Origin of the sequence: Saccharothrix mutabilis subsp. mutabilis, from assembly GCF_039521145.1 — a bacterium.
GTDB lineage: Bacteria > Actinomycetota > Actinomycetes > Mycobacteriales > Pseudonocardiaceae > Actinosynnema > Actinosynnema mutabilis.
In genome coordinates, this window is sequence record NZ_BAAABU010000001.1 from 250984 (window position 1) to 272305 (window position 21322).

The window sequence follows — 21322 nt, forward strand, 5'->3', positions numbered from 1 at the left end:
CACTCCTTCGTCAGGCGTAGGCTTCGAACTCGTAGATCCGGGCCGCCGGGTCACCGGTCTGGGTCGGCGTGGTGACGTTCAGCCGCAGGTAGCGGGCGCTCGCGGGGCTGATCGGGTGCGTGGTCACGCTCGCCGTGTTGGCCGTGACCGTGACCCGGGTCGTCCAGTTCGTGCCGTCGGTGGACGTCTGGATGGTGAACGCCTTCGTGTTGTACGAGGTCGACTCGCCGCCCGCGCCGGCGTGGCGGACGGTGAAGCTGCCCACCGTCTGCGCCGAGCCCAGGTCCACCCGCAGCCACCTCGACGACGCCGGCGAGCAGAACTTGTCGCTGTTCCCGCCGCTCACGCTGCCGTTGACCGCCTTCGCCGGACCCTCGGCGGAGTTGCAGGACGCCGAACCGGTGGCGGCCTTGTTCAGGGCCAGGTTCGCCGGCGGGGGAGTGGTGCCCTTCTGGTAGGACGTGATCAGCCCCGCCCACTCCCACGGCCGCGCCGTGCCGCCCGGGTTGGACGTGAAGTACTCCCACCCGGCCACGCCGCCGAAGTTCGGGTACTTCTGCACCAGCGACTGGATGGTGGACTTCAACGTCGTCGTGACGTCCACGTACCCGCCGCACAACGACGGGTGGGTCAGGGAACTCGCCACCACCTTGTTCGGCGGGAACAGCCCCCGGCGAATGATGTTGTCGTAGGCGGTGGTGTTCGACAGGGACGCCCAGCCGCAGTAGAACTGCGCGTTGTACCAGTCGATCTGCGCGCCCCGGTCGCGTTCCAGCTGGTCGTAGTCGAAGCCGGACAGGTTGCCGCCGCCCGCCAGCGCCGGCGCGACCGGAGCGAGGGTGATGATGAAGTCGGAGCCGAAGTCCGCGCGCAGGGCGTCGATGACCCGCTTGATGCCGGTCAGGGACATGTTCTCCTCGACGTCCAGGTCCACGCCGTCGAGCTTGTAGGTGCTGATGACGTTGCGCAGCCTCGGGTAGTAGGTGTCGAACTCGGTGTCCAGGCGGGTGAAGGTGCCCGGCGCCGCGCCGCCGACCATCATGGAGACGTTGACGCCGCGCGCCTGCATGGCGGCCAGGTCCGCCCACATCTGGGTGTAGCGCGGGTCGGCGGGCGGGTGGTCGTTGAGGTGGACGGTGCCGTCGCCGTTCAGGTGCAGGGCGGCGACCAGCACGTCCGTGATGCCGGTGTTGTTGTCCAGCAACGGTTTGGGGGAGACGTACGTCCCGTTGAGGTACTGCGTCTGGTAGTAGACGACGGTCCGCTTCGACATCGCCTCCTGGGCCTGGGCGGGGGTGGTGAGCAGGGTGGAGGCCAGCAGCGCCAACGCTGTGGCGGTGCGGAGAATCGTTGTTTTCACAGGGAACAACCTCCGTTGTGTGTTACCCCTTGATGGCGCCTTCCTCGACGCCGCGGAAGAAGAAGCGCTGGAGGGTGGCGAAGACGACCACGATCGGGATGAACGCGATCATCGTCCCGGCCGCCACCACCCGCGGGTTGGAGGTGAACGACGAGTTCAGGTACTGGAGCCCCACGGTGAGCGTGTAGTTCTCCGGGTCGGTCAGCACGATCAGCGGCCACAGGAAGTCGTCCCACGCCCCGATGAACGCGAAGATCACCACCACGCTGAGCATCCCGCGCACGCTGGGCAGCCCGATCCGGACGAACCGCTGCCACGCGTCGGCCCCGTCGATGTAGGCGGCCTCGTCCAGCTCGCGCGGGATCGCCAGGAACGCCGCGCGCATCAGCAGGATGTTCAGCATGCCGATCGCGCCCGGCAGGGCCACGCCGACCAGGGTGTCGGCCAGGCCCAGTTCGCGGACCGTGACGTACTGCGAGACGATCGTGACCTCGCCGGGCAGCACCAGCGTGCCCAGGACCAGGCCGAGCACGAGCCTGCCGCCCCGGAACCGCAGCCGCGCCAGCGCGTACCCGGCCAGCGTCGCGCCCACCGCGTTGCCGGTGATCGTCAGGGCCGCGACGACCAGCGAGTTGCCGATGTAGTCCCACACCGGGATCGCGCGGGCGACCTCGGCGTAGTTGCCCAGGGTGGGCTGTTCGGGCAGGAACCTCGGCGTGGCGGTGTAGATGTCCTCGCCGGGCCCCTTGAACGACGTCGAGAGCTGCCACAGGAACGGGCCGACGGTGATCAGCAGGACGAACACCAGCAGCGCGTACCGCAGGACCTTCTCGCGCGGGCTGGTGCTGTTGAAACCCCGGCTCACGCGTCGGCCCCCTTCCGGCTCAGGCGCAGCAACAACAACATCGGGCCCAGCGTGACGAGGAACAGCAGGATGCTCAGCGCGGAGGCGTAGCCCAGGTGGCCGGTGAAGCCCCGGCTGTACATCTGGATCAGCATCACCACCGACATGTCCCGCCCGCCCGGGCCGCCGGTGCCGTTGGTCAGCACGTACAGCTCGGAGAACACCCGCAGCGCCGACACCGTGATCAGCACGCTGACCAGCAACATCGTGTTGCGCACACCGGGAACGGTGATGTTCAGGAAGCGGCGGACGGGTCCCGCGCCGTCCACCGCCGCCGCCTCGTGCAGGTCCCGGCTGACGTTCCCCAGCGCCGACAGGTAGATCACCATGTAGTACCCGAGGCCCTTCCACACCGTCAGCCCGATCGCGCTGAAGATCAGCAGCCAGCGGTCGGTCAGGAACGGCACCGGCCCGGACACCACGCCCAGCTGTCGCGCCAGCCCGTTGACCGCGCCCCGGTCCTCCAGCAGCCAGTTCCAGATCAGGGCGACGACCACCGCGGAGGCGATCACCGGCGAGTAGAACGACGTGCGGAAGAACGTGATGCCCGGCAGCCGCTTCTCCACCAGCACCGCCAGCAGCAGCGGCGCCACCGTCAGCACCGGCAGGCACACCAGCATGTAGACGATGCTGTTGAGCAGCGCGTCGGCCAGTTGGTCGTCGGACAGCAGCCGTTCGAAGTTCGCGGCGCCCACGAACGTGCCGCCGCCCAGCGGTTTGGCGTTGGTGAACGACAGCACGACCGTGTTCAGCGACGGCCAGAGGTTGAACACCGCCAGCCACACCAGGGCGGGCAGCACGAGCAGCCAGGGGGTGAACCAGCGGTGCGTGGGCATCGGCTCAGCTCTTCAGCAACTCGTCACACTTGGCCACGGCCCGGTCCAGCGCCTCCTTCGAGGAGATCTCCCCGTTGACCGCCAACGAGATCTGTTGCTTGATGTAGTCGCCCATCGCCTCGCTGACCACCGGCGGCTGGAGCAGCTTGGCCCCGCCCAGCGCCTGGAACGCAAGGACCTTCGCGTCACCGGCGTTGGTGCCGTCGCTCTGGCTGAACGCCGGGTCGCTCGCCGACGCCGTGGTGGACGGGAAGATGCCGGGCACCAGCTTGGCGAACGCGGCCTGGTTCTCCGGGCTGGTCACGAACCGGGCCAGCGCCAGCGCGGCGGGCAGGTTCTTGCTCTTCCGCGACACCGACAGGCCCTGCACGTACAGCGGGGGCGTGCCGAACGCCGCCGACGGCACGATCTTCGTGGCCAGCGTCGGGTTGTCCACCTTGATGCTGTTGATCGTGTTGCCGCCGCCGGTGGTCCACGCGACCTGCTGCTTCTTGAACAGCTCGCTGTTGCCCAGGTACTTGTCGGTCAGCACGTCGCGCGGCATCAGGCCCTCGGCGAACGCGGCGCGGTACTTGTCCAGCACGGCCGCCGCCTCCGGCGTGTTGAACGTGAACCTGCTGCCGTCGTCGGAGAGCAGCTTGACACCCGCGTTGGCCAGGTCGCCCAGTTCGGGCTTGCGGCTCATCAGGTACATCTGCCCGCCCGAGCGCTCCTTCATCACCCGGGCCTGCGCGATGAGGTCGTCCACGGACGCGGGCAGCTTCTTCGGGTCCAGACCGTTCCGCGTCAACAGGTCGGCGTTCCAGTAGTTGACGTCGGTGTTGAGGTACCAGGGGTAGGCGTAGGCACCTTGACGGCCCGCGAACTCGTACGCGCTCACCCCACCGGGCACGTAGTCCGCGCGCAGCTTGTCGTCGTTGGCGGCGATGTCGAGCAACATGTCCTGCTTGGCCAACGGCAGCGCCATGTCCGGCGGCAGGTTCACCACGTCCGGCAGCTCGCCCGACGCCGCCTGGCTGAGCACCTTGTCGGCGTAGCCGTCGCCGGGCTGGTCGAGCCACTTCACCGTGGTGCCGGGGTACTTCTTCTGGAACGCGTCGATCACGCCCTGCACGTAGTCGGTGAACTTCGGTTTCAGCGCCCAGGTCTGGAGGCTCACCTCGCCCTTGACCTCGCCCGTGGCCCCGACCTCGCCACCGCTCGTGCCGCCGCCCAGACCGCACCCGGCGAGCACCGCCGCGGTGGCCGCGAGCACGGCCGACCGGGCCAGAAGCGTGCGCATACGCCCTCCCGTCCACTCTGACGCAGGAACCGGATAAACCGGTATAGTACCGGACTATCCTTCGCGTCGACGGGCACTGTCAAGGGCCGCGCGGCGGTGGACCCGGACAGAAAACAGGACATCGGAGGCGGGCGATGAGCAGACCCACGATCGCCGACATCGCGCGCCGGGCGGGCGTGTCCAAGGGCGCGGTCTCCTTCGCGCTCAACGGGCGCCCCGGCGTCAGCGAGGACACCCGGGCGCGCATCCTCGCCGTGGCCGAGGAGATGAACTGGCGCCCGCACAGCGTGGCCCGCGCCTTGGGCGGCGCGCGCGCCGACTCGGTGGGCCTGGTGATCGCGCGGCCGGCGCGGACGCTGGGCGTCGAGCCGTTCTTCGCCAAGCTGCTCTCCGGCTTGCAAGCCGGGCTGTCCGCGCACTCGGTCACGTTGCAGCTGATGATCGTCGAGGACGTGCAGGAGGAGATCCGCGTCTACCGGCGGTGGGCCTCCGAGCAGCGCGTGGACGGCCTGGTCCTGGTCGACCTGCGCACCCGCGACCCGCGCATCGACGTGGTGGACGAGCTGCTGCTGCCCGCCGTCGTGATCGGCGGGCCGGGTCGGCACGGCTCGCTGTGCAGCGTGTGGGCCGACGACCGCGAGGCCATGACGTCGATCGTGGAGTACCTGGCCGCGCTGGGGCACCGGCGGATCGCGCACGTCGCCGGCACCCCCGAGTTCCGGCACACCCGGCGCCGCGCCCGCGCGCTGCGCGACGCGGCCGACCGGTTGGGCCTGGCGGGCGTCGAGTCGCTGCACACCGATTTCAGCGACACCGAGGGCGCGGCGACCACCCGCACCCTGCTGAGCAGGCGCGAACGGCCGTCGGCGATCGTCTACGACAGCGACCTGATGGCCGTGGCCGGGCTGGGCGTGGCCACGGAGATGGGCGTGTCCGTGCCGGGCGAGGTGTCCATCGCGTCGTTCGACGACTCGGTGCTCACCGAGCTGACCCACCCGGCGATCACGGCGTTGACCCGCGACACCTACGCGTTCGGCGAGCGCGCCGCGCTGGCGCTGCTGGACCTGCTGGCCGACCCGAACGCGCCGCGCGAGGTGAAGACCGAGACGCCCCGGCTGACCGTCCGCGAGAGCACCGCCCCTTGGAGTGGCCGCTAAAACGGTTTAGCTTGAAGGCGTGACCGACTCCCTGCGCCTCGGGGCGAACTACGTGCCGTCCGCCGGCTGGTTCTACAGCTGGCTCGACTTCTCCGCCGACGCGGTCCGCCGCGACTTCGCCGACCTGGCGGAGCTGGGCCTGGACCACGTGCGGGTGTTCCCGATCTGGCCGTGGATCCAGCCCAACCGGGGGCTGCTGCGCCCGGTGGACGACCTGCTGACCACCCTCGACGTCGCCGCCGAGTTCGGCCTGGAGGTCGCGGTCGACCTGCTCCAGGGGCACCTGTCGAGTTTCGACTTCCTGCCCTCCTGGGTGCTGACCTGGCACCGCCGCAGCGTGTTCACCGACCGCGACGTGCGCGACGGCATCGCCGCCTACGTCGCGTACGTGTCCGAGGCCGCCGCGAGCCGCGCGAACGTCTTCGCGATCACCCTGGGCAACGAGGTCGACAACCTGTGGCCCGCCAACCCGACCACGCCGGAGGCGTCCCGGGCGTGGGCCGCCGAACTGGTGGAGGTGGTGCGGGAGGCCGCGCCGGGCGTCGCCGCGCTGTTCTCGGTGTACGACGACGCCTGGTACGCGCCGGACCACCCGTTCCACCCGGCCGACGCGGTGGAGCTGGGTGACCTGACCACCGTGCACTCGTGGGTGTTCAACGGGACCTCGCGCCTGGACGGCCCGTTGGGGCCGGCGACCGTGACCCACGCCGACTACCTGGTGTCGCTGGCCGCCTCCGTCGCGCCGGGCCGGCCGGTGTGGTTGCAGGAGGTGGGCGTGCCGCGCCCGGACGTGCCGGCGGGCGACGCGGCGGCGTTCGTGCGCGCGACCCTGGACGCCGTCGCCGAGAACCCCGCGCTGTGGGGCGTGACCTGGTGGTCCTCGCACGACATCGACCGCGCGCTGCTGGACTTCCCCGACCGCGAGTACGACCTGGGCCTGTTCACCACCGACCACCGCCGCAAGCCCGCCGCCGAGGCGCTGGCCGGGTTCGCGGCGGCGCCCCGCGCGCGACGGACCCCGGATCGCAGCGTGCCGTGCCCGGTCGACCTGCTGGCCGAACCGCACCGCCGGGCCGAGGTCGCGCCGGGCAGCGCGTTCCACCGGGACTGGGTGCGCCGCCGGCAGGAGGGTCCGGTGGCGATCGAATGAGAGGAGGCGATGTCACCCACCCGGTTGCGCGGTGCCCTGTCCCGTGTGGAGGGCGTGGTCACCGGTCGCGGTTGACCACCAGGTCGGCCAGCGCGGCCAGTTCGGCGGCGGGGCGGGGCGCGGGAGCGGTGTCGGCCAACCGGTCCAGCGCCTCCTCCAGCAGCCGGCGGGACTCGTCGCGGCTCCACGACCGCCCGCCGGCCCGCTCGACCAACTCGGCCATCCGCGCGACCTCCTCGTGGCCGGGCGGGGCGGAACGCCGGTAGAGGGTGGACAGTTCGCGGGCGAAGGGCGTGCCCGAGGCCAGCGCGGCCACCACCGGCAGGGACTTCTTGCGGCTGAGCAGGTCGGTGTGCGCGGGCTTGCCGGTTCGGTCCGGGTCGCCCCAGATGCCCAGCAGGTCGTCCACGTGCTGGTAGGCGATGCCCAGCAGCCGGCCGAACTCGTGCAGCCGCGCGACGGTGGCGGGCGGCGCGCCGGCGAACGTCGCCCCCAACGCGCAGGCGGCGGCGAGCAGGGCGGCGGTCTTGTGCTCCACCATGTCCAGGCACTCGCCCAGCCCGACCTCCGGCCGCCGCTCGAACGCCAGGTCGGCGTACTCGCCGTCGACCAGGTCCAGCAGGGCCGTGGTGAGGACCCGCCCGGCGGCCGGGTGCTCGGACGCGGCCAGCACCTCGGCCGCCAGCGCCAGCAACGCGTCCCCGGTGAGGATGGCGGCGCTCGTCCCGAACACCGCCCACGCCGTGGGCCGGTGGCGGCGGGTGCGGTCTCGGTCGAGGACGTCGTCGTGCAGCAACGTGAAGTTGTGCGCGAGTTCGACCGCCACGGCGGCGGGCACGGCGGTGTCGGCGCGAGCCCCCGACGCCTCGGCGGCGAGCAGCACCAGCGCGGGCCGGACCGCCTTGCCCCCGGCCGCCTCGACCGGCCGGCCCCGGCGGTCCCACCACCCGAGGTGGTACCCGGCGACCAGCCGGACCGGCGCGGGCAACCGGTCGACGGCGGCCCGGAGGGCGGGTTGGACGAGTTCGCGACTCCAGGCCAACACGGCGGACGCCGGTCGAACCGGGGCGATGGACATCGCTCCTCCTCGACTACTCCGAAGGTGGCGGCACTCGCCGCACGGAGACCACGCCGTCATCCCTCGGCCCGTCCCATGCTTCCGCGCCCGAGCGACCGTGTCTGTCCACCACTCCGACTACGCGGCTGCTCTCCGCGCGCGGCTATCCGTCGAGGAAGTCGGACAGCGCGGTGAGGAGCCGGGCCACCTCGTCGTCGGTCGAGTACGCGGCCAGGCCGACCCGCAGGCCGCCCCGGTCGCCCAGACCGAGGTGGCGGGAGGTCTCGATGGCGTAGAACGAGCCGGCGGGCGCGTTGATGTTCCGCGTCGCCAGGAATCGGTACGCGTCGGCCGGGTCGTGGTCGGCGAACGTGAGCAGCAGGGTCGGCGTGCGCAGCGCGGCCCGCGAGTGGACGGTGACACCGGGCAGGTCCCGCAGGCCTTCCTCCAGGACCGCGCGCAGGCGGCCTTCGTGCTCGGCCACGGCGTCCATCGACCGCTTGACGCGGGCGCGCCGGTCGCCGTCGCCGGGCACCAGGTCCGCGATGAAGTCGACCGCCGCCGTCGTGCCCGCCAACAGCTCGTAGGGCAGGGTGCCCAGCTCGAAGCGCTCCGGCACCGCGTCCGTGGACGGCAGCAGCTTGTCCGGGCGCAGCGCCTCCAGCAGGGCGGGGTCGGCGGCCAGGACGCCGAGGTGGGGGCCGAAGAACTTGTAGGGCGAGCACACGAAGAAGTCCGCGCCCAGCTCCGCCACGTCCACCGCGTGGTGGGCGGCGAAGTGGACGCCGTCCACGTACAGCAGCGCGCCGGCCTCGTGGGTCGCGCGCGCGATGTCGGCCAGCGGGGGACGGGTGCCGATCAGGTTCGACGCGGCGGTCACCGCCACCAGGCGCGTCCGGTCGGTCGGCGCCACCGGGTCCAGTTCGCCGGTCGCGGGGTCGAAGTCGACCCACCGGACCACCGCGCCCACCGCCTCCGCCACCTGCACCCACGGGCGCACGTTCGCGTCGTGGTCGAGCCTGGTCACCACCACCTCGTCGCCCGGCTCCCAGGACTTGGCCAGGGTCCGGGCGAAGTCGTAGGTCAACTGGGTCGCGCTGCGCCCGAGGACGATTCCGCCGGGGGTCGCGTCCAGCAGGTCCGCCAGGGCGTGGCGGGCGGCCAGGACGATGTCGTCGGTGGCGCGTTCGGCGGCGGTCACCCGGCCGCGGTTGGCCAGCGACGCGGTCATGGCCCGGTGGACCGCGTCGGCGACCCGGGCCGGGACCTGGGAGCCGCCCGGTCCGTCGAAGTGGGCCGTGCCGGTGGTCAGGGACGGGAAGCGGGCGCGGACGGCCTCGACGTCGTAGCTCATGCGCGCCACTCTGACACGCCCCGGATACCCCCAGAGGGTGTGTGCGCGGTCACGTCCGTTTGCGGTGGGTACCCCCCAGGGGTATAAATGGACCCGTAGCGGGAAGGAGCGGGACATGCGGGGTTACACCAGCGGCAAGGACGACTACCTGGCGCGACTGCGGCGGGTGGAGGGCCAGGTCCGGGGTATCCAGCGGATGGTGGACAACGACGAGTACTGCATCGACGTGCTCACCCAGATCGCGGCGGCGACCAAGGCGCTGCAGGCGGTCTCGCTCGGACTGCTCGACGAGCACCTGAAGCACTGCGTGGCCGAGGCGCTGACCCAGGGCGGCGAGGGCGCGGACGCGAAGGTGCGCGAGGCCAGCGACGCGATCGCCCGGCTGGTGCGTTCGTGAACGACCGAGGAGGAACAGCAATGGCCGAGTCCACTTACACCGTCACGGGCATGACGTGCGGGCACTGCGTGGCGTCGGTCACCGAGGAGGTCTCCAAGATCTCCGGCGTGACCGACGTGGCGGTCGACCTGCCGACCGGCGCGGTCACGGTGACCAGCGCCGAACCGGTGGCCGAGGCGGACGTGCGCGCCGCCGTCGAGGAAGCGGGCTACGCGCTCGCGGGCTGAAGCACCACCCACCGGGAGCCCGGCTCCCACCACGAAGGACTCAGACGATGAACACAGCAGCGAAGCTCTCCGCCTACGGTGTAGCGCTCGCCCTGGTCGCCACCGGCGCCTGGGCGGTCGGGAGCGCTGTCGGTCCCCTTTCCGCCGAGCAGGCCCCGAAGGCCGACGAAGGCGGCACGCACGGCAGTGAGGCCGCCGGGCACGGGGACACCCACAGCGGCACCGTCGCGGAGGGCGCGCAGGACCTGCCCAAGGGCCTGGCGTCGACCAGGGGCGGCTACACCCTCGCGCCCACCGCGACGACCCTGCCGACGGGCACCTCCCCGCTCTCCTTCCGCATCCTCGGGCCCGACGGGCACGCGGTGACCTCGTTCGAGGTCGAGCACGACAAGAAGATGCACCTGATCGTGGTGCGCCGGGACACCGCCGGCTACCAGCACGTCCACCCCGAGATGGCCGCCGACGGGACCTGGTCGGTGCCGGTGACCCTGCCGGCGGGCGGCTCCTACCGGGTGTTCGCCGACTTCAAGCCGGCCGGGGCCGCGGCGACCACGCTGGGCGCGGACGTCTCGGTCGCGGGCGACTTCCAGCCCGAGGCCCACGCCGAGGCGCGAGTGGCCGAGGTGGACGGTTACCAGGTGCGTTTGGACGGTGACCTCAAGCCCGGCCAGGCGTCGCCGTTGAAGCTGACCGTCAGCAAGGACGGCAAGCCGGTCACGGACTTGCAGCCCTACCTCGCGGCGTATGGTCACTTGGTGGCACTGCGGCAGAGCGACCTGGCCTACCTCCACGTGCACCCCGAGGGTTCGCCCGGGGACGGCAGGACCGCGCCGGGGCCCGAGATCGCGTTCGTCGCGGAGGTGCCCAGCGAGGGCGGGTACCGGTTGTTCCTGGACTTCCAGCACGGCGGCGTCGTGCGCACGGCCGAGTTCACCGTGGAGGCGGGTCATGGCCACTGATCTGGAACTCTCGATCACCGGCATGACGTGCGCCTCGTGCGCGAACCGGATCGAGCGCAAGCTGAACAAGCTCGACGGTGTGACCGCGACGGTCAACTACGCCACCGAGAAGGCCAAGGTGTCCTTCCCGGAGGGCCTGGACCCGCAGACGCTTCTGGCGACGGTCGAGGCGGCGGGGTATGGCGCGAGCCTGCCGGCCCCGAAGACCGAGGAGGCCGCCCCGGTCGAGGTCGATCCCACGGTGTCGTTGCGGCAGCGGTTGCTGGTCTCGGCGGTCCTGACGGTGCCGGTGATCGTGTTGGCGATGGTGCCGGCGTGGCAGTTCGACTTCTGGCAGTGGATCTCGTTGACGTTGGCCGCGCCGGTGATCGTGTGGGGTGCGTGGCCGTTCCACCGGGCGGCGGCGGTGAACCTGCGGCACGGTGCGGCCACGATGGACACCCTGGTGTCGATGGGCACGTTGGCGGCGTTCGCGTGGTCGGTCTACGCGCTGCTGTGGGGTACGGCCGGCACGCCCGGCATGACGCACCCGTTCGAGTTGACCATCCAGCGCACGGACGGCGCGGGCTCGATCTACCTGGAGGTCGCGGCCGGGGTGACGACGTTCATCCTGGCGGGCCGGTACTTCGAGGCGCGGTCCAAGCGTCGGGCGGGCGCGGCTTTGCGGGCGCTGCTGGAGTTGGGCGCGAAGGACGTGGCGGTGCTGCGCGACGGCCGTGAGGTCCGGGTGCCGATCGGCGAGTTGGCCGTCGGGGACCGGTTCGTGGTGCGGCCGGGGGAGAAGATCGCCACGGACGGCGTGGTCGAGGACGGCAACTCGGCGGTCGACGCGTCGATGCTGACCGGCGAGTCGGTGCCGGTGGAGGTCGGTCCCGGTGACGCGGTGGTCGGCGCGACGGTGAACGCGGGGGGTCGGCTGGTCGTGCGGGCGACCCGGGTCGGTGCGGACACGCAGTTGGCGCAGATGGCCAGGCTGGTGGAGGACGCGCAGAACGGCAAGGCCGAGGTGCAGCGGTTGGCCGACCGGGTGTCCGGGATCTTCGTGCCGATCGTGATCGCACTCGCCGTCGGGACGCTCGCCTTCTGGCTGGGCGCGGGGCAGGGGACGGCGGCGGCGTTCACCGCCGGGGTGGCGGTCCTGATCATCGCCTGCCCTTGCGCGCTGGGGCTGGCCACGCCCACGGCGCTGCTGGTCGGCACGGGTCGCGGCGCGCAGCTCGGCATCCTGATCAAGGGGCCGGAGGTGCTGGAGTCGACCCGCCGGGTGGACACGGTCGTGCTGGACAAGACCGGCACCGTGACCACGGGCCGGATGAGCCTGCACGCGGTGCACACCGCCGGCTCCGAGGACGAGGTGCTGCGGCTGGCGGGCGCTCTGGAGCACGCCTCCGAGCACCCGATCGCCAAGGCGATCGCCACGGCCGCCGCCGAGCGGGTGGGCGAGCTGCCCGAGGTCGAGGGCTTCCAGAACCTGGAGGGCCTGGGCGTGCAGGGCGTGGTCGACGGGCACGCGGTGCTCGTCGGGCGGGAGCGGCTGCTGGCCGAGTGGAGCGTCCACCTGGACGGCGAGCTGGCCGCGGCCAAGGCCGAGGCCGAGCGCCAGGGGCGCACGGCGGTGTTGGTGGCCTGGGACGGCGAGGCGCGTGCGGTGCTCGTGGTCGCCGACACGGTCAAGCCGACTTCCGCCGAGGCGGTCCGGCAGCTGCGGGAACTCGGGTTGGCCCCGGTGCTGCTGACCGGGGACAACGAGGCCGCGGCGAAGGCGGTCGCGGCCGAGGTGGGGATCGAGGAGGTCATCGCGGAGGTCCTGCCCAAGGACAAGGTGGACGTCGTGGCCCGGTTGCAGGCCGAGGGTCGGGTCGTGGCGATGGTCGGTGACGGCGTGAACGACGCGGCGGCGCTGGCCAGGGCCGATCTGGGCCTGGCGATGGGCACCGGCACGGACGCGGCGATCGAGGCGTCCGACCTGACCCTGGTGCGCGGTGACCTGCGGGCGGCGGTGGACGCCATCCGGTTGTCGCGGCGGACGCTGGCCACGATCAAGGGCAACCTGTTCTGGGCCTTCGCCTACAACGTCGCCGCCCTGCCGCTGGCCGCGCTGGGCCTGCTCAACCCCATGATCGCCGGCGCCGCGATGGCGTTCTCCTCGGTGTTCGTGGTCAGCAACAGCCTGCGGCTGCGCGGGTTCCGCGGCGCGGTCGGGGAGAGTCCCGCCCAGGCCGCGCCCCGCCCGGAGAAGGTGCCCGCGAAGGTCTGACCCTTCCCGGTCGCCGATGGCCCGGAACCTGACCAGGTTCCGGGCCATTCGTATGAGTGAAGGTGGCAATTAGTGCCACTTTCTGAACAACTCTTGACATGTCGTGCGCATGGCGTTGCACTGATCCGCGCAATTGGTCCAGACCAGCTCCCTGCCTGGAAGGAACCGCGATGCCACGTCTCCGCACGCTGGTCACGGCGCTGGCCGTGCTGGCGGCCTCCGCCGCGCTGCCCGGCCCCGCCCTCGCCCAAGCGGCGAACCCCAAGCCGCAGACCATTCCCGCCCTGCGCGAGTGGACCGGCGGGACCGGCGACTTCACCTTCGCCGACACCGCCCGGATCGTCCGCGACCCCGCGCTCGCGACGACCGCCGGCGTGTTCGCCGACGACCTCACCGCCCGGTTCGGCCGCCCGGTCGCCCAGGTGGACAGCGGCGCGCGGGCCGGGGACGTCGTCCTCCGGCTCGGCTCCACCGACACCGCGCTGGGCGAGGAGGGCTACGCGCTCAGCGTCACCGACCGGGTCGTCGTCACCGCCCGCACCGACGCCGGCGCGTTCTACGGCACCCGCACCGTGCTGCAACTGCTCAAGCAGCGCACCACCATCCCGCGCGGCACCGCACGCGACTGGCCGCTCAAGCGCGAACGCGGCCTGATGGTGGACAACGGCCGCAAGTACTTCACGCCGCAGTGGCTCGCCGACCACGTGAGGGAACTTGCCTACCTCAAGCTCAACTACCTGCACCTGCACCTGACCGACAACCTCGGGTTCCGCATCGAGAGCGAGAAGCACCCCGAGTACGTCTCCGCGCAGCACCTGACCAAGCAGCAGGTGCGCGACCTGATCGCGTTGGCCGCCAAGTACAAGATCACCGTCGTGCCGGAGTTCGACGCGCCCGGCCACATGGACGCCATCCTGGCCAAGCACCCGGACCTGAAGCTGGTCAGCAGCGGCGGGACGGTCAACCACGGGTTCATCGACCTGAGCAAGCCGGCCGCGTACACGCTGATCAAGGACATCTACGACGAGTACCTGCCGCTGTTCCCCGCCCCGTACTTCCACATCGGCGCGGACGAGTACGTGACGGACTACGCGGCCTACCCGCAGTTGCTGACCCACGCCCGCGCGAACTACGGCCCGACGGCCAACGCCAAGGACACCTACCTGGGCTTCGTCAACTGGGCCAACGGGATCGTGCGCGCGGCGGGCAAGACGACCCGCGCGTGGAACGACGGTCTGCACGGCGGTTCGGCGGTGCGGGTGAACCCGAACATCGTCATCGAGTTCTGGTACAAGTACGGGCTTTCGCCGCAGCAGCACGTGGACAACGGCCACCTGATCTCCAACGAGAGCTGGGACCCCACCTATTACGTGCTCTACAACGGCAGCGTCGGCCGCCCGAACACCACGTGGGGCTACGAAACCTGGAACACCAACGTCTTCCAGGGCAACCAGACCCTGAACGCGGCCTCGCAGACCCGCAACCTGGGTTCCAAGATCCACGTGTGGTGCGACTACCCGGCGGGGGAGACCGAGGCGCAGATCGCCTCCGGCATCCGGGACCCGTTGCGCATGCTGGCCCAGCAGACCTGGGGTTCGCCGAAGCTGGTCTCGACGTGGTCGGCGTTCACCTCGGTCATCGCGTCGGTCGGGCGCAACCCGGCGTGGCCGTCGTCGGCGCAGCCGGGGAACCTCGCTTTCGGCAAGCCGGTGGCGGTGTCCTCGGTGGAGACGCCGGCGTTCCCGGGGGTCAACGCGGTGGACGGCGACTACGGCAGCCGGTGGTCCAGCGCCTACAGCGACGGCGAGTGGATCACCGTGGACCTGGGCGCGACCCGGCAGGTCGGGCGCGTGAAGCTGACGTGGGAGACGGCGTACGGCCGGGCCTACCGCGTCCAGTCCTCCGCCGACGGCGTCGCGTGGACGACGTTGCGCGAGGTGACCGCCGGTGACGGCGGGACGGACGAGCTGACCGGGCTGTCCGGGTCGGGCCGGTACGTGCGGGTGCAGGGCGTGACCCGGGCGACGACGTGGGGCTACTCGCTGTACGAGTTCGAGGTTCACGGAGCGTGAGCGCGGGGAGGGCCGGGGTGTCGCCTCGGCCCTCCTCAACCCGGCAGCGCCGCCAGGTTCGCCAGCTCGCGCTGGTAACCGCGGTAGGCCACGCGCAGGTCGTCGGCGGGCCAGGGGCGGGGCAGCAGCGAGCCGGGCAGGATCGGGTCGGCCAGCAGGTGGCGCACGATGGCCGCGGCCGTGGTGAAGCGGTCCACCGGCTGGTCGACCGCGCGGAAGTGGCGCAGCAGGGCGCGGCCGTGGGCGGACCAGTCGTCCAGGTCCCACAGCGTGCGCGCCAGCTCGGCCGACGGGGTCTCCGGCACGGCGGTGAACCGCTGCACGCCCGGGTCGGCGCTCCACGTCCGGCGCAGGTTGGTCGGGCGCAGCCACAGCCCCTCGCGCAGTTCGCCCAGGCGCAGCGCGGTCATCCGCGCGCGCAGGGCGGCGCGGTCGGCGGGGCTGCGGCCGGTGGCGGTGACGGCGACGATCTCCCACGTCCCGTCCCACGCGACGGTGCTGGGGTCCACGGCCTCGTCCTGGCGGCGCTGGCGCCGCACCAGGCGGTCGTTGAGGCGGTAGGTGCCGTCGGCGCGGTGCAGGTCGCCGGTGGCGACCATGCGGGTCAGGGCGACGCGCAGCGCGGTGTCGTTGATGCCGAACAGGGCCGCGATCCGCACGAGTTCGCGCACTGGCAGTTCGGGCGGGTGCGCGCCGAGCAGGGTGCTGAGCACCACCGAGCGCGCGGTCAGCGGGCGCAGCCGGAGCTCCTGCGTCACACGCGCCTCCCGGTCACCCCGGCATCCTACCGGTATTACAGTCTTGCTGCGGTCGAACCGAGAGCGTAATACTGAGGTCATGGTCCTGCCGCTGACGCCCTCGTCCGCCACCCACGAGGTCACCAACCAGCCGCCGCCGCTCGCGCCCTACGACGCGTCCGCCGACGCGGCCCTGCTGGAGGGCCTGCGCCGCGAGGGCGCGGGCTGGTTCGAGGACGACCTGCGCCGGCTGGGCCGGCACGCGGGCAGCGCGGAGGCCCAGCGCTGGGCCGAGCAGGCCAACACCTTCGAACCGGTGCTGCGCACCCACGACCGGTACGGCAACCGGGTGGACGAGGTCGACTTCCACTCCAGCTGGCACGACCTGATGCGGGTCGCGGTCGCCGAGGGCAACGCGGCGTCGGCGTGGGCGGACCCCCGGCCCGGCGCGCACGTCGCCCGCTACGCCGGACTGCTGACGTGGGGTCACACGGAGGCCGGCCACGGCTGCCCGATGGCCATGACCTACGCCGCCGTCCCCGCGCTGCGCCACGAACCGGCCCTCGCGGCCCGCTACGAACCGCTGCTGACCAGCCGCGTCTACGACCCGGGCCTGCGCGAGCCGACCGCCAAGCGCGGCCTGCTGGCCGGCATGGGCATGACCGAGAAGCAGGGCGGCTCGGACGTCCGCACCAACACCACCGTCGCCACCCCGACCGGCGAGGACGGCGTCTACACCCTGCGCGGCCACAAGTGGTTCACCTCCGCGCCCATGTGCGACCTGTTCCTGGTGCTGGCGCAGGCCCCGGGCGGCCTGTCGTGCTTCCTGGTGCCGCGCGTGCTGCCCGACGGGACCCGCAACGCGTTCCGCATCCAGCGGTTGAAGGACAAGCTCGGCAACCGGTCCAACGCGTCGTCGGAGCCGGAGTTCGACGGCACGGTGGCGTGGCTGGTCGGTCCCGAGGGCCGGGGCGTGAAGACCATCATCGAGATGGTCAACTGCACCCGCCTGGACTGCGTGTCGGGCTCGGCGGTGCTGATGCGCAAGGCGTTCGTGGAGGCCCTGCACCACACCCGGCACCGCTCGGCGTTCGGGGCGAGGCTGGTGGACCAGCCGTTGATGCGCAACGTGCTGGCCGACCTGGCGGTCGAGTCCGAGGCCGCGACCACGCTGACGCTTCGGCTGGCCGGCGCGGCGGACCGGGCCGTGCGGGGCGACGAGGGCGAACGGGCGTTCCGGCGGATCGCCACGGCCATCGGCAAGTACTGGGTGACCAAGCGGGCCCCGGTGTTCGCGGCGGAGGCGCTTGAGTGCCTCGGCGGGAACGGGTACGTGGAGGACTCGGGCATGCCCCGGCTCTACCGCGAGGCCCCGCTGAACTCCATCTGGGAGGGGTCGGGCAACGTCAACGCCCTCGACGTGCTGCGCGTGCTGGGCAAACAGCCGGCCGCGGCGCGGGCGTTGCTGGCCGAACTGGCGCTGTCGCGGGGCGCGGACCCGCGCCTGGACGCCGCCGTGGACGACGTCGCCGCCGCTCTGGCGTCCCCGGCGGACGTCGAGGTGCGGGCGCGGCACCTGGTCGAACGCATGGCGCTGGCGTTGCAGGCGTCCCTGCTGGTCCGGTACGCGCCGAACGCGGTGGCCGACGCTTTCTGCGGGTCCCGGCTGGGTGGCGGCGGCTACGCCTTCGGCACCCTCCCGGCGGGCACCGACTTCACCGCCATCCTCGACCGGGCGTCCTACTAGACGCAGGCCGGGCGCGGAGTGTCGCGGACCTGGCGGCGGTGGCCGCCACCGCGCGGGCCGGCCCGGGTCGGCGGGAGTTTGAGCGGACAACAGCCAGGGCACCCGGTTGGCGTGACCGTCCAAGCCTTCCGTGGCCGTCTGCTGGCCGACCGTTACCGGCTCGACGGGCTCGTCGGGGCCGGCGGCATGGCCCAGGTCCACCGGGGTTGGGACGTCCTGCTGCGGCGGCCCGTCGCGGTCAAGCTGTTCCCCGGGGTCGAGGACGCGGTCACCGAGCGGCGGATCGAGAACGAGATCCGGACGCTGGCCGCCCTTTCCCACCCCGGCCTGGTGGCCGTCTACGACGCCGGCACCAGCGGCGGCACCCGGTTCGTCGTGATGCGGCTGGTGGAGGGCCGGACGCTGCGCGCGGAGATCAACCGGGGGCCGTTGGCGTTGAGCGAGGTGCGCAGGCTGGGTGCGGCGATCGCCGACGCGCTGGCCCACGTGCACGCCCACGGCGTCGTCCACCGCGACCTCAAGCCGTCCAACGTCCTGCTGGACGCCGACCGCGAACCCCTGCTCGCCGACTTCGGCCTGGCGCTGACCAGCGGCGCGGACCGGGTGACGCTGTCCCAGCAGGTCGTCGGCACCGCCCCCTACCTGGCGCCCGAGCAGGTGCGCGGCGGCGCGATCGGGCCCGCCGTCGACGTCTACGCGCTGGGCCTGGTGCTCCTGGAGTGCCTGTCCGGGCGGACCGAGTACGACGGCGGCGGGGTGGAGGCGGCGGTCGCGCGGCTGCACCGGCCCCCGCACGTGCCCAGCCACCTGCCTTCGGAGCTGGTGCGGCTGTTCTCGCTGATGACGGCCATGACGCCGAAGCGGCGGCCGTCGGCGGAGGAGTGCGCCCGCGTCCTGCGCGACGGCGCGCCGCCACCCGTGCCGCTGCCGCGCCCCGCGCAGCCCACGCGGCGGCTGGAAGCCCCGGCCGACCCGGCGGGCGCCGAGCCGAACGCCCCGGCGGCGAGCACGGACCCGGACACCCTGGCCAGCATCGAGGCCGTGCCGGACGCGCCGCAGTCCGCGCGCCGGTGGCTGATCTCCGGGTCCCTCGCGGCCGTGCTGGGGTTGAGCGGCCTGGCCTGGTCGATGGTCGACACCACGCCGCCGGCCGCGTCGCCGCCGGAGCCGGCGAAGGTCGTCCCGGTGCCCGTCGCGCCGCCCACCCTCGTGACCACCCGGGTGGTGCAGCCGGTCGCCGAGACGCGGCAGGAACCCGCGCCCGCCGCGCCCGCCGGCAAGGAGGACAAGCACAAGGGCAAGCCCGGCAAGGGGAAGGGCAAGGGCTAGAGGCTCGTCACGACCCGTTCGCACAGCCCGTGGGTGGCCGGCGCGTCGCCGCAGCGGGTGGTGGGCGCGCCGTCGTGGCCGACCACCGCGGTCAGGTCGTGCACGTCGCTTGGTGTGGCCCGGCTCGGCCCGGTCGCGGGTCGTCAGGTGCGGGTCGAGGTCGGGGAGCGCGGTCACGACGGGGAGTGATCGTGACCGCGCCACCCTGACCCGCTCAGTACTCGGAGGCCACGGTCACCCCCGCACAGCCCTGCTTGCCGTGCAGGCTCACGAAACCGTAGCCGGACGGGGGAGCGGTCACCGTGATGGCCTCGCTGTTGGTCGTGCCGGTGGAGCGGTGCGTGTACGCGGTGGTGGTGGCCCAGGTGGCGCGGTTGAAGTACAGGTCGCAGTCACCGGTGCCGCCGCTGGCGGTGATCTTGAGGCTCGTCACGCCCGCCGGCACCCAGAGGTACAGGTAGTCGTAGTTGCCCAGGGACGCCGACCGGTTGCTGCGCACGCAGTCCTCACCCAGTGCACGGGTGTCGTCGGCGGTGCACTCGGCGTCGCAACGACCCGACGCGCACGCGGAAAGCCAGCTGTACCAATGGGTGTCGTACTTGGTGCCGATGGTGGACTTGAGGTAGGTGCGCGCGGCCTGCCACTGGCCGGTGCGGTAGTAGCCCAGGATCGTGTCCACATCGGACCGATGGTGTTGCAGCAGGTACCGGACCGCCAGGTAACCCCACGGGTACACGCGGGTCACACCGTGGTCATAAGTCGTGTCGAACAGGGTGCTGAGCGCGTAGGTGCGCTTCCCGGCTTCGTTGAGCGCGTTCTGGTAGACGACACCGCGGTAGTGGTACGAGATGTACTCCGCGAAACCCTCGACCCACCACACCGTCGGCGTCTGCATACCGGCCGCGAAGTCGCCGTGCATGTTGAAACGGCCGTCGAGGTAGTGCGTGTACTCGTGGTTGAGGTTCCAGATCTCGAACGCCGGGCGCAGCCAGTCGGCTTCGTGCGCGATGAACCGGGGCAGGTTGCCCCGCGGCGGCCGGGTCGCCTTCCAGGTACATGCCGCCGTTGTTGGTGTCGATGCCGAACATCGGTCCCGCGTACGTGCGGTAGTCGCGCGCGGAGTCGAAGACCACGACCTCCAGCAACGTGTTGTTGTCGTTGGCGACCGGACCGCTGTCCTTGGCCACGCCGTGGAAGTAGGCGTCCTGGTTGCGCAGGCTGGCGCACGTTCCGGTCAGCTCGGTGGTGCTCATCGCCTGGGCGCGGATGCGCAGGGTCGGGCCGCAGGAGTGGTTGATCGGCAGGATCGCGTCGGCCAGCTTGGTCGGCAGGTCGCACACGTCGTAGTAGGCGCACTGGGCCTTGTCGTAGGCGTCGGCCATCGCGGCGACCGCGACCCACAGCGCGCCGGTCGGACCGGTGATCGTGGACCGGCCGAGCAGGTCGCGGGCGCGCGGGCGGACGTCCGGGCGCAGGGTTTCGTGCCGCAGGAACCGGCCCAGCTCGCCGCCCGCGTTGGACACCAGGTAGGAGCGGTCGGTGCCCAGCAGGCCGGCGTTGCGGACCGCGAACCCTTGCAGCGAATCGAAAACGCGGCGGTCGGCGTGCACGGCCGTGACGAACTCGGGCAGCTGGTGGCCGCGGAACAGGATCGTGTAGGCGTTGTTGACCGCCGCGAGCATCGCGGGGAACGCGTTGTAGGTGCCGTCGTACCGGTCGAGCAGCCGGCGCACGAGCGGGAGGTGACGGGCGTTCTCCTGCGCGCTGTCCACCAACGTGACCGCCTCGGCCAGCACCTCACCGTTGGCCTGGGTGACGTCGGCGGCGCGGGGGTTGGCGAAGAACGCGTCGAGCGCGGGCCGGATCGCCTGGGTCAGCGCGGGACCGTACTGGCCGACGTCGCCCGGGTGGTACCACTGCACGTAGTAGCCCGCGCGCAGGAACAGCACGAGCTGTGCGGTGGAGGACCGGTTGTCGCCCGCGTAGGCGGCGGCGTCGGCGCGCAAAGCGTCCGCCACGGACACCATCTGCGGCTCGCGGAAGACCTTGTTCGCATCGCCGCCGGTGAGCCCGAACAGGGTGTTGACGCACGCGGTCGTGGCCGCCTTCACCGCGCTGACCAGCGCGGAGCCGGTGACCGAGGCGAAGTCCGAGACCGCGCACGCCTCCTCCACGCCGGCGGCGCGGGACTGCGGCAGCTCCAACGGGCGGACCGGTCGCCGCTCGGCGGTGACCTCCCCGTGCGCGACGGTCGTGGGCTCGGCCGCCCGCTCGGGCGGGACGGAAAGCCGCTGGATCGCGGCGTCGCCGCGCGGCTCGGCGTTCGCCGGTGTCGGCAGTATTCCGGCGGTCGCGGCCAGCACGGCCAAGAAAAGGGACCGCACGGCGGTCGTGGTTTTGGGTCGCATGGTTCCTCCGCAAGCAGGGTCAGCGGCGTGCGGAAAAGCGTCCCAACGCGGGTCTGGCGCGGCAACAAGCGGCGACGATAACATTTGCT

The 21322-nt window shown here is 72.0% G+C and carries 17 protein-coding genes and 1 pseudogene; 9 read left to right on the forward strand and 9 right to left on the reverse strand.

Annotated elements, in window-relative coordinates:
- Nucleotides 1-10: 10 nt before the first annotated feature.
- Genes ABD126_RS01165 through ABD126_RS01180 form a run of 4 tightly spaced genes read right to left on the reverse strand, consistent with a single transcriptional unit; the run spans nucleotide 11 to nucleotide 4382 of the window.
- A complete protein-coding gene (locus ABD126_RS01165; RefSeq protein WP_343931655.1) occupies nucleotides 11-1360 on the reverse strand; it encodes a discoidin domain-containing protein in 1350 nt (449 codons plus the stop codon).
- 22 nt (nucleotides 1361-1382) lie between these two features.
- Nucleotides 1383-2225, reverse strand: a complete 843-nt coding sequence (locus ABD126_RS01170) for a carbohydrate ABC transporter permease (protein ID WP_343931656.1) — start codon at nucleotides 2223-2225, stop codon at nucleotides 1383-1385.
- Nucleotides 2222-3100: a carbohydrate ABC transporter permease gene (locus ABD126_RS01175; RefSeq protein WP_343931657.1), complete on the reverse strand. Its 879-nt coding sequence runs from the start codon at nucleotides 3098-3100 to the stop codon at nucleotides 2222-2224. The genes ABD126_RS01170 and ABD126_RS01175 overlap by 4 nt, the downstream gene beginning before the upstream one ends.
- Before the next feature lie 4 nt (nucleotides 3101-3104).
- Nucleotides 3105-4382, reverse strand: a complete 1278-nt coding sequence (locus tag ABD126_RS01180; protein ID WP_343931658.1) for an ABC transporter substrate-binding protein — start codon at nucleotides 4380-4382, stop codon at nucleotides 3105-3107.
- Nucleotides 4383-4516: 134 nt separating this feature from the next.
- Here ABD126_RS01180 and ABD126_RS01185 point away from each other — a divergent pair, with 134 nt between their 5' ends.
- Entirely contained in the window at nucleotides 4517-5539 is a 1023-nt protein-coding gene (locus ABD126_RS01185; protein ID WP_343931659.1) for a LacI family DNA-binding transcriptional regulator, read from the forward strand.
- 19 nt (nucleotides 5540-5558) lie between these two features.
- Nucleotides 5559-6689, forward strand: coding sequence for a glycoside hydrolase 5 family protein (locus ABD126_RS01190; RefSeq protein ID WP_343931660.1), 1131 nt, complete (start codon nucleotides 5559-5561; stop codon nucleotides 6687-6689).
- Nucleotides 6690-6747: 58 nt separating this feature from the next.
- Here ABD126_RS01190 and ABD126_RS01195 read toward each other — a convergent pair whose 3' ends face one another.
- Both ABD126_RS01195 and ABD126_RS01200 read right to left on the reverse strand, forming a co-directional pair.
- Entirely contained in the window at nucleotides 6748-7767 is a 1020-nt protein-coding gene (locus ABD126_RS01195) for a family 2 encapsulin nanocompartment cargo protein polyprenyl transferase (protein ID WP_343931661.1), read from the reverse strand.
- Nucleotides 7768-7909: 142 nt separating this feature from the next.
- Nucleotides 7910-9100, reverse strand: coding sequence for a cysteine desulfurase-like protein (locus tag ABD126_RS01200; protein ID WP_343931662.1), 1191 nt, complete (start codon nucleotides 9098-9100; stop codon nucleotides 7910-7912).
- Between the two features lie 115 nt (nucleotides 9101-9215).
- On the opposite strand from ABD126_RS01200, the gene ABD126_RS01205 reads away from it, so the two are divergent.
- From ABD126_RS01205 to ABD126_RS01225, 5 genes are all read left to right on the forward strand, one after another.
- Nucleotides 9216-9497, forward strand: a complete 282-nt coding sequence (locus tag ABD126_RS01205) for a metal-sensitive transcriptional regulator (protein WP_343931663.1) — start codon at nucleotides 9216-9218, stop codon at nucleotides 9495-9497.
- Between the two features lie 20 nt (nucleotides 9498-9517).
- Nucleotides 9518-9724: a heavy-metal-associated domain-containing protein gene (locus ABD126_RS01210; RefSeq protein WP_309113281.1), complete on the forward strand. Its 207-nt coding sequence runs from the start codon at nucleotides 9518-9520 to the stop codon at nucleotides 9722-9724.
- Nucleotides 9725-9771: 47 nt separating this feature from the next.
- On the forward strand, nucleotides 9772-10683 hold the full coding sequence (locus ABD126_RS01215; RefSeq protein ID WP_343931664.1) for a hypothetical protein: 912 nt from the start codon (nucleotides 9772-9774) through the stop codon (nucleotides 10681-10683).
- A complete protein-coding gene (locus tag ABD126_RS01220) occupies nucleotides 10673-12940 on the forward strand; it encodes a heavy metal translocating P-type ATPase (protein ID WP_343931665.1) in 2268 nt (755 codons plus the stop codon). Before ABD126_RS01215 ends, ABD126_RS01220 begins: the two co-directional genes overlap by 11 nt.
- Nucleotides 12941-13110: 170 nt before the next feature.
- On the forward strand, nucleotides 13111-15012 hold the full coding sequence (locus ABD126_RS01225) for a family 20 glycosylhydrolase (RefSeq protein WP_343931666.1): 1902 nt from the start codon (nucleotides 13111-13113) through the stop codon (nucleotides 15010-15012).
- A gap of 35 nt (nucleotides 15013-15047) precedes the next feature.
- Here ABD126_RS01225 and ABD126_RS01230 read toward each other — a convergent pair whose 3' ends face one another.
- Complete coding sequence (locus tag ABD126_RS01230) at nucleotides 15048-15770, reverse strand: PaaX domain-containing protein, C- domain protein (RefSeq protein ID WP_343931667.1); 723 nt, start codon at nucleotides 15768-15770, stop codon at nucleotides 15048-15050.
- A gap of 79 nt (nucleotides 15771-15849) precedes the next feature.
- Here ABD126_RS01230 and ABD126_RS01235 point away from each other — a divergent pair, with 79 nt between their 5' ends.
- Nucleotides 15850-17496 carry an acyl-CoA dehydrogenase family protein gene (locus tag ABD126_RS01235; protein WP_343931668.1) on the forward strand — a complete coding sequence of 549 codons (1647 nt, stop codon included), beginning with the start codon at nucleotides 15850-15852 and terminating at the stop codon, nucleotides 17494-17496.
- Nucleotides 17497-17607: 111 nt separating this feature from the next.
- Nucleotides 17608-18825 (forward strand): serine/threonine-protein kinase, encoded by a 1218-nt coding sequence (locus ABD126_RS01240; protein WP_343931669.1) that lies wholly within the window; start codon nucleotides 17608-17610, stop codon nucleotides 18823-18825.
- Between the two features lie 214 nt (nucleotides 18826-19039).
- On the opposite strand, the gene ABD126_RS01245 is transcribed toward ABD126_RS01240, so the two are convergent.
- Nucleotides 19040-19846, reverse strand: a complete 807-nt coding sequence (locus ABD126_RS01245; RefSeq protein ID WP_343932179.1) for a collagenase — start codon at nucleotides 19844-19846, stop codon at nucleotides 19040-19042.
- A 61-nt stretch (nucleotides 19847-19907) separates the two neighbouring features.
- Nucleotides 19908-21317: pseudogene (locus ABD126_RS01250) on the reverse strand (M9 family metallopeptidase N-terminal domain-containing protein); the annotation flags it as partial.
- Nucleotides 21318-21322: the final 5 nt, after the last annotated feature.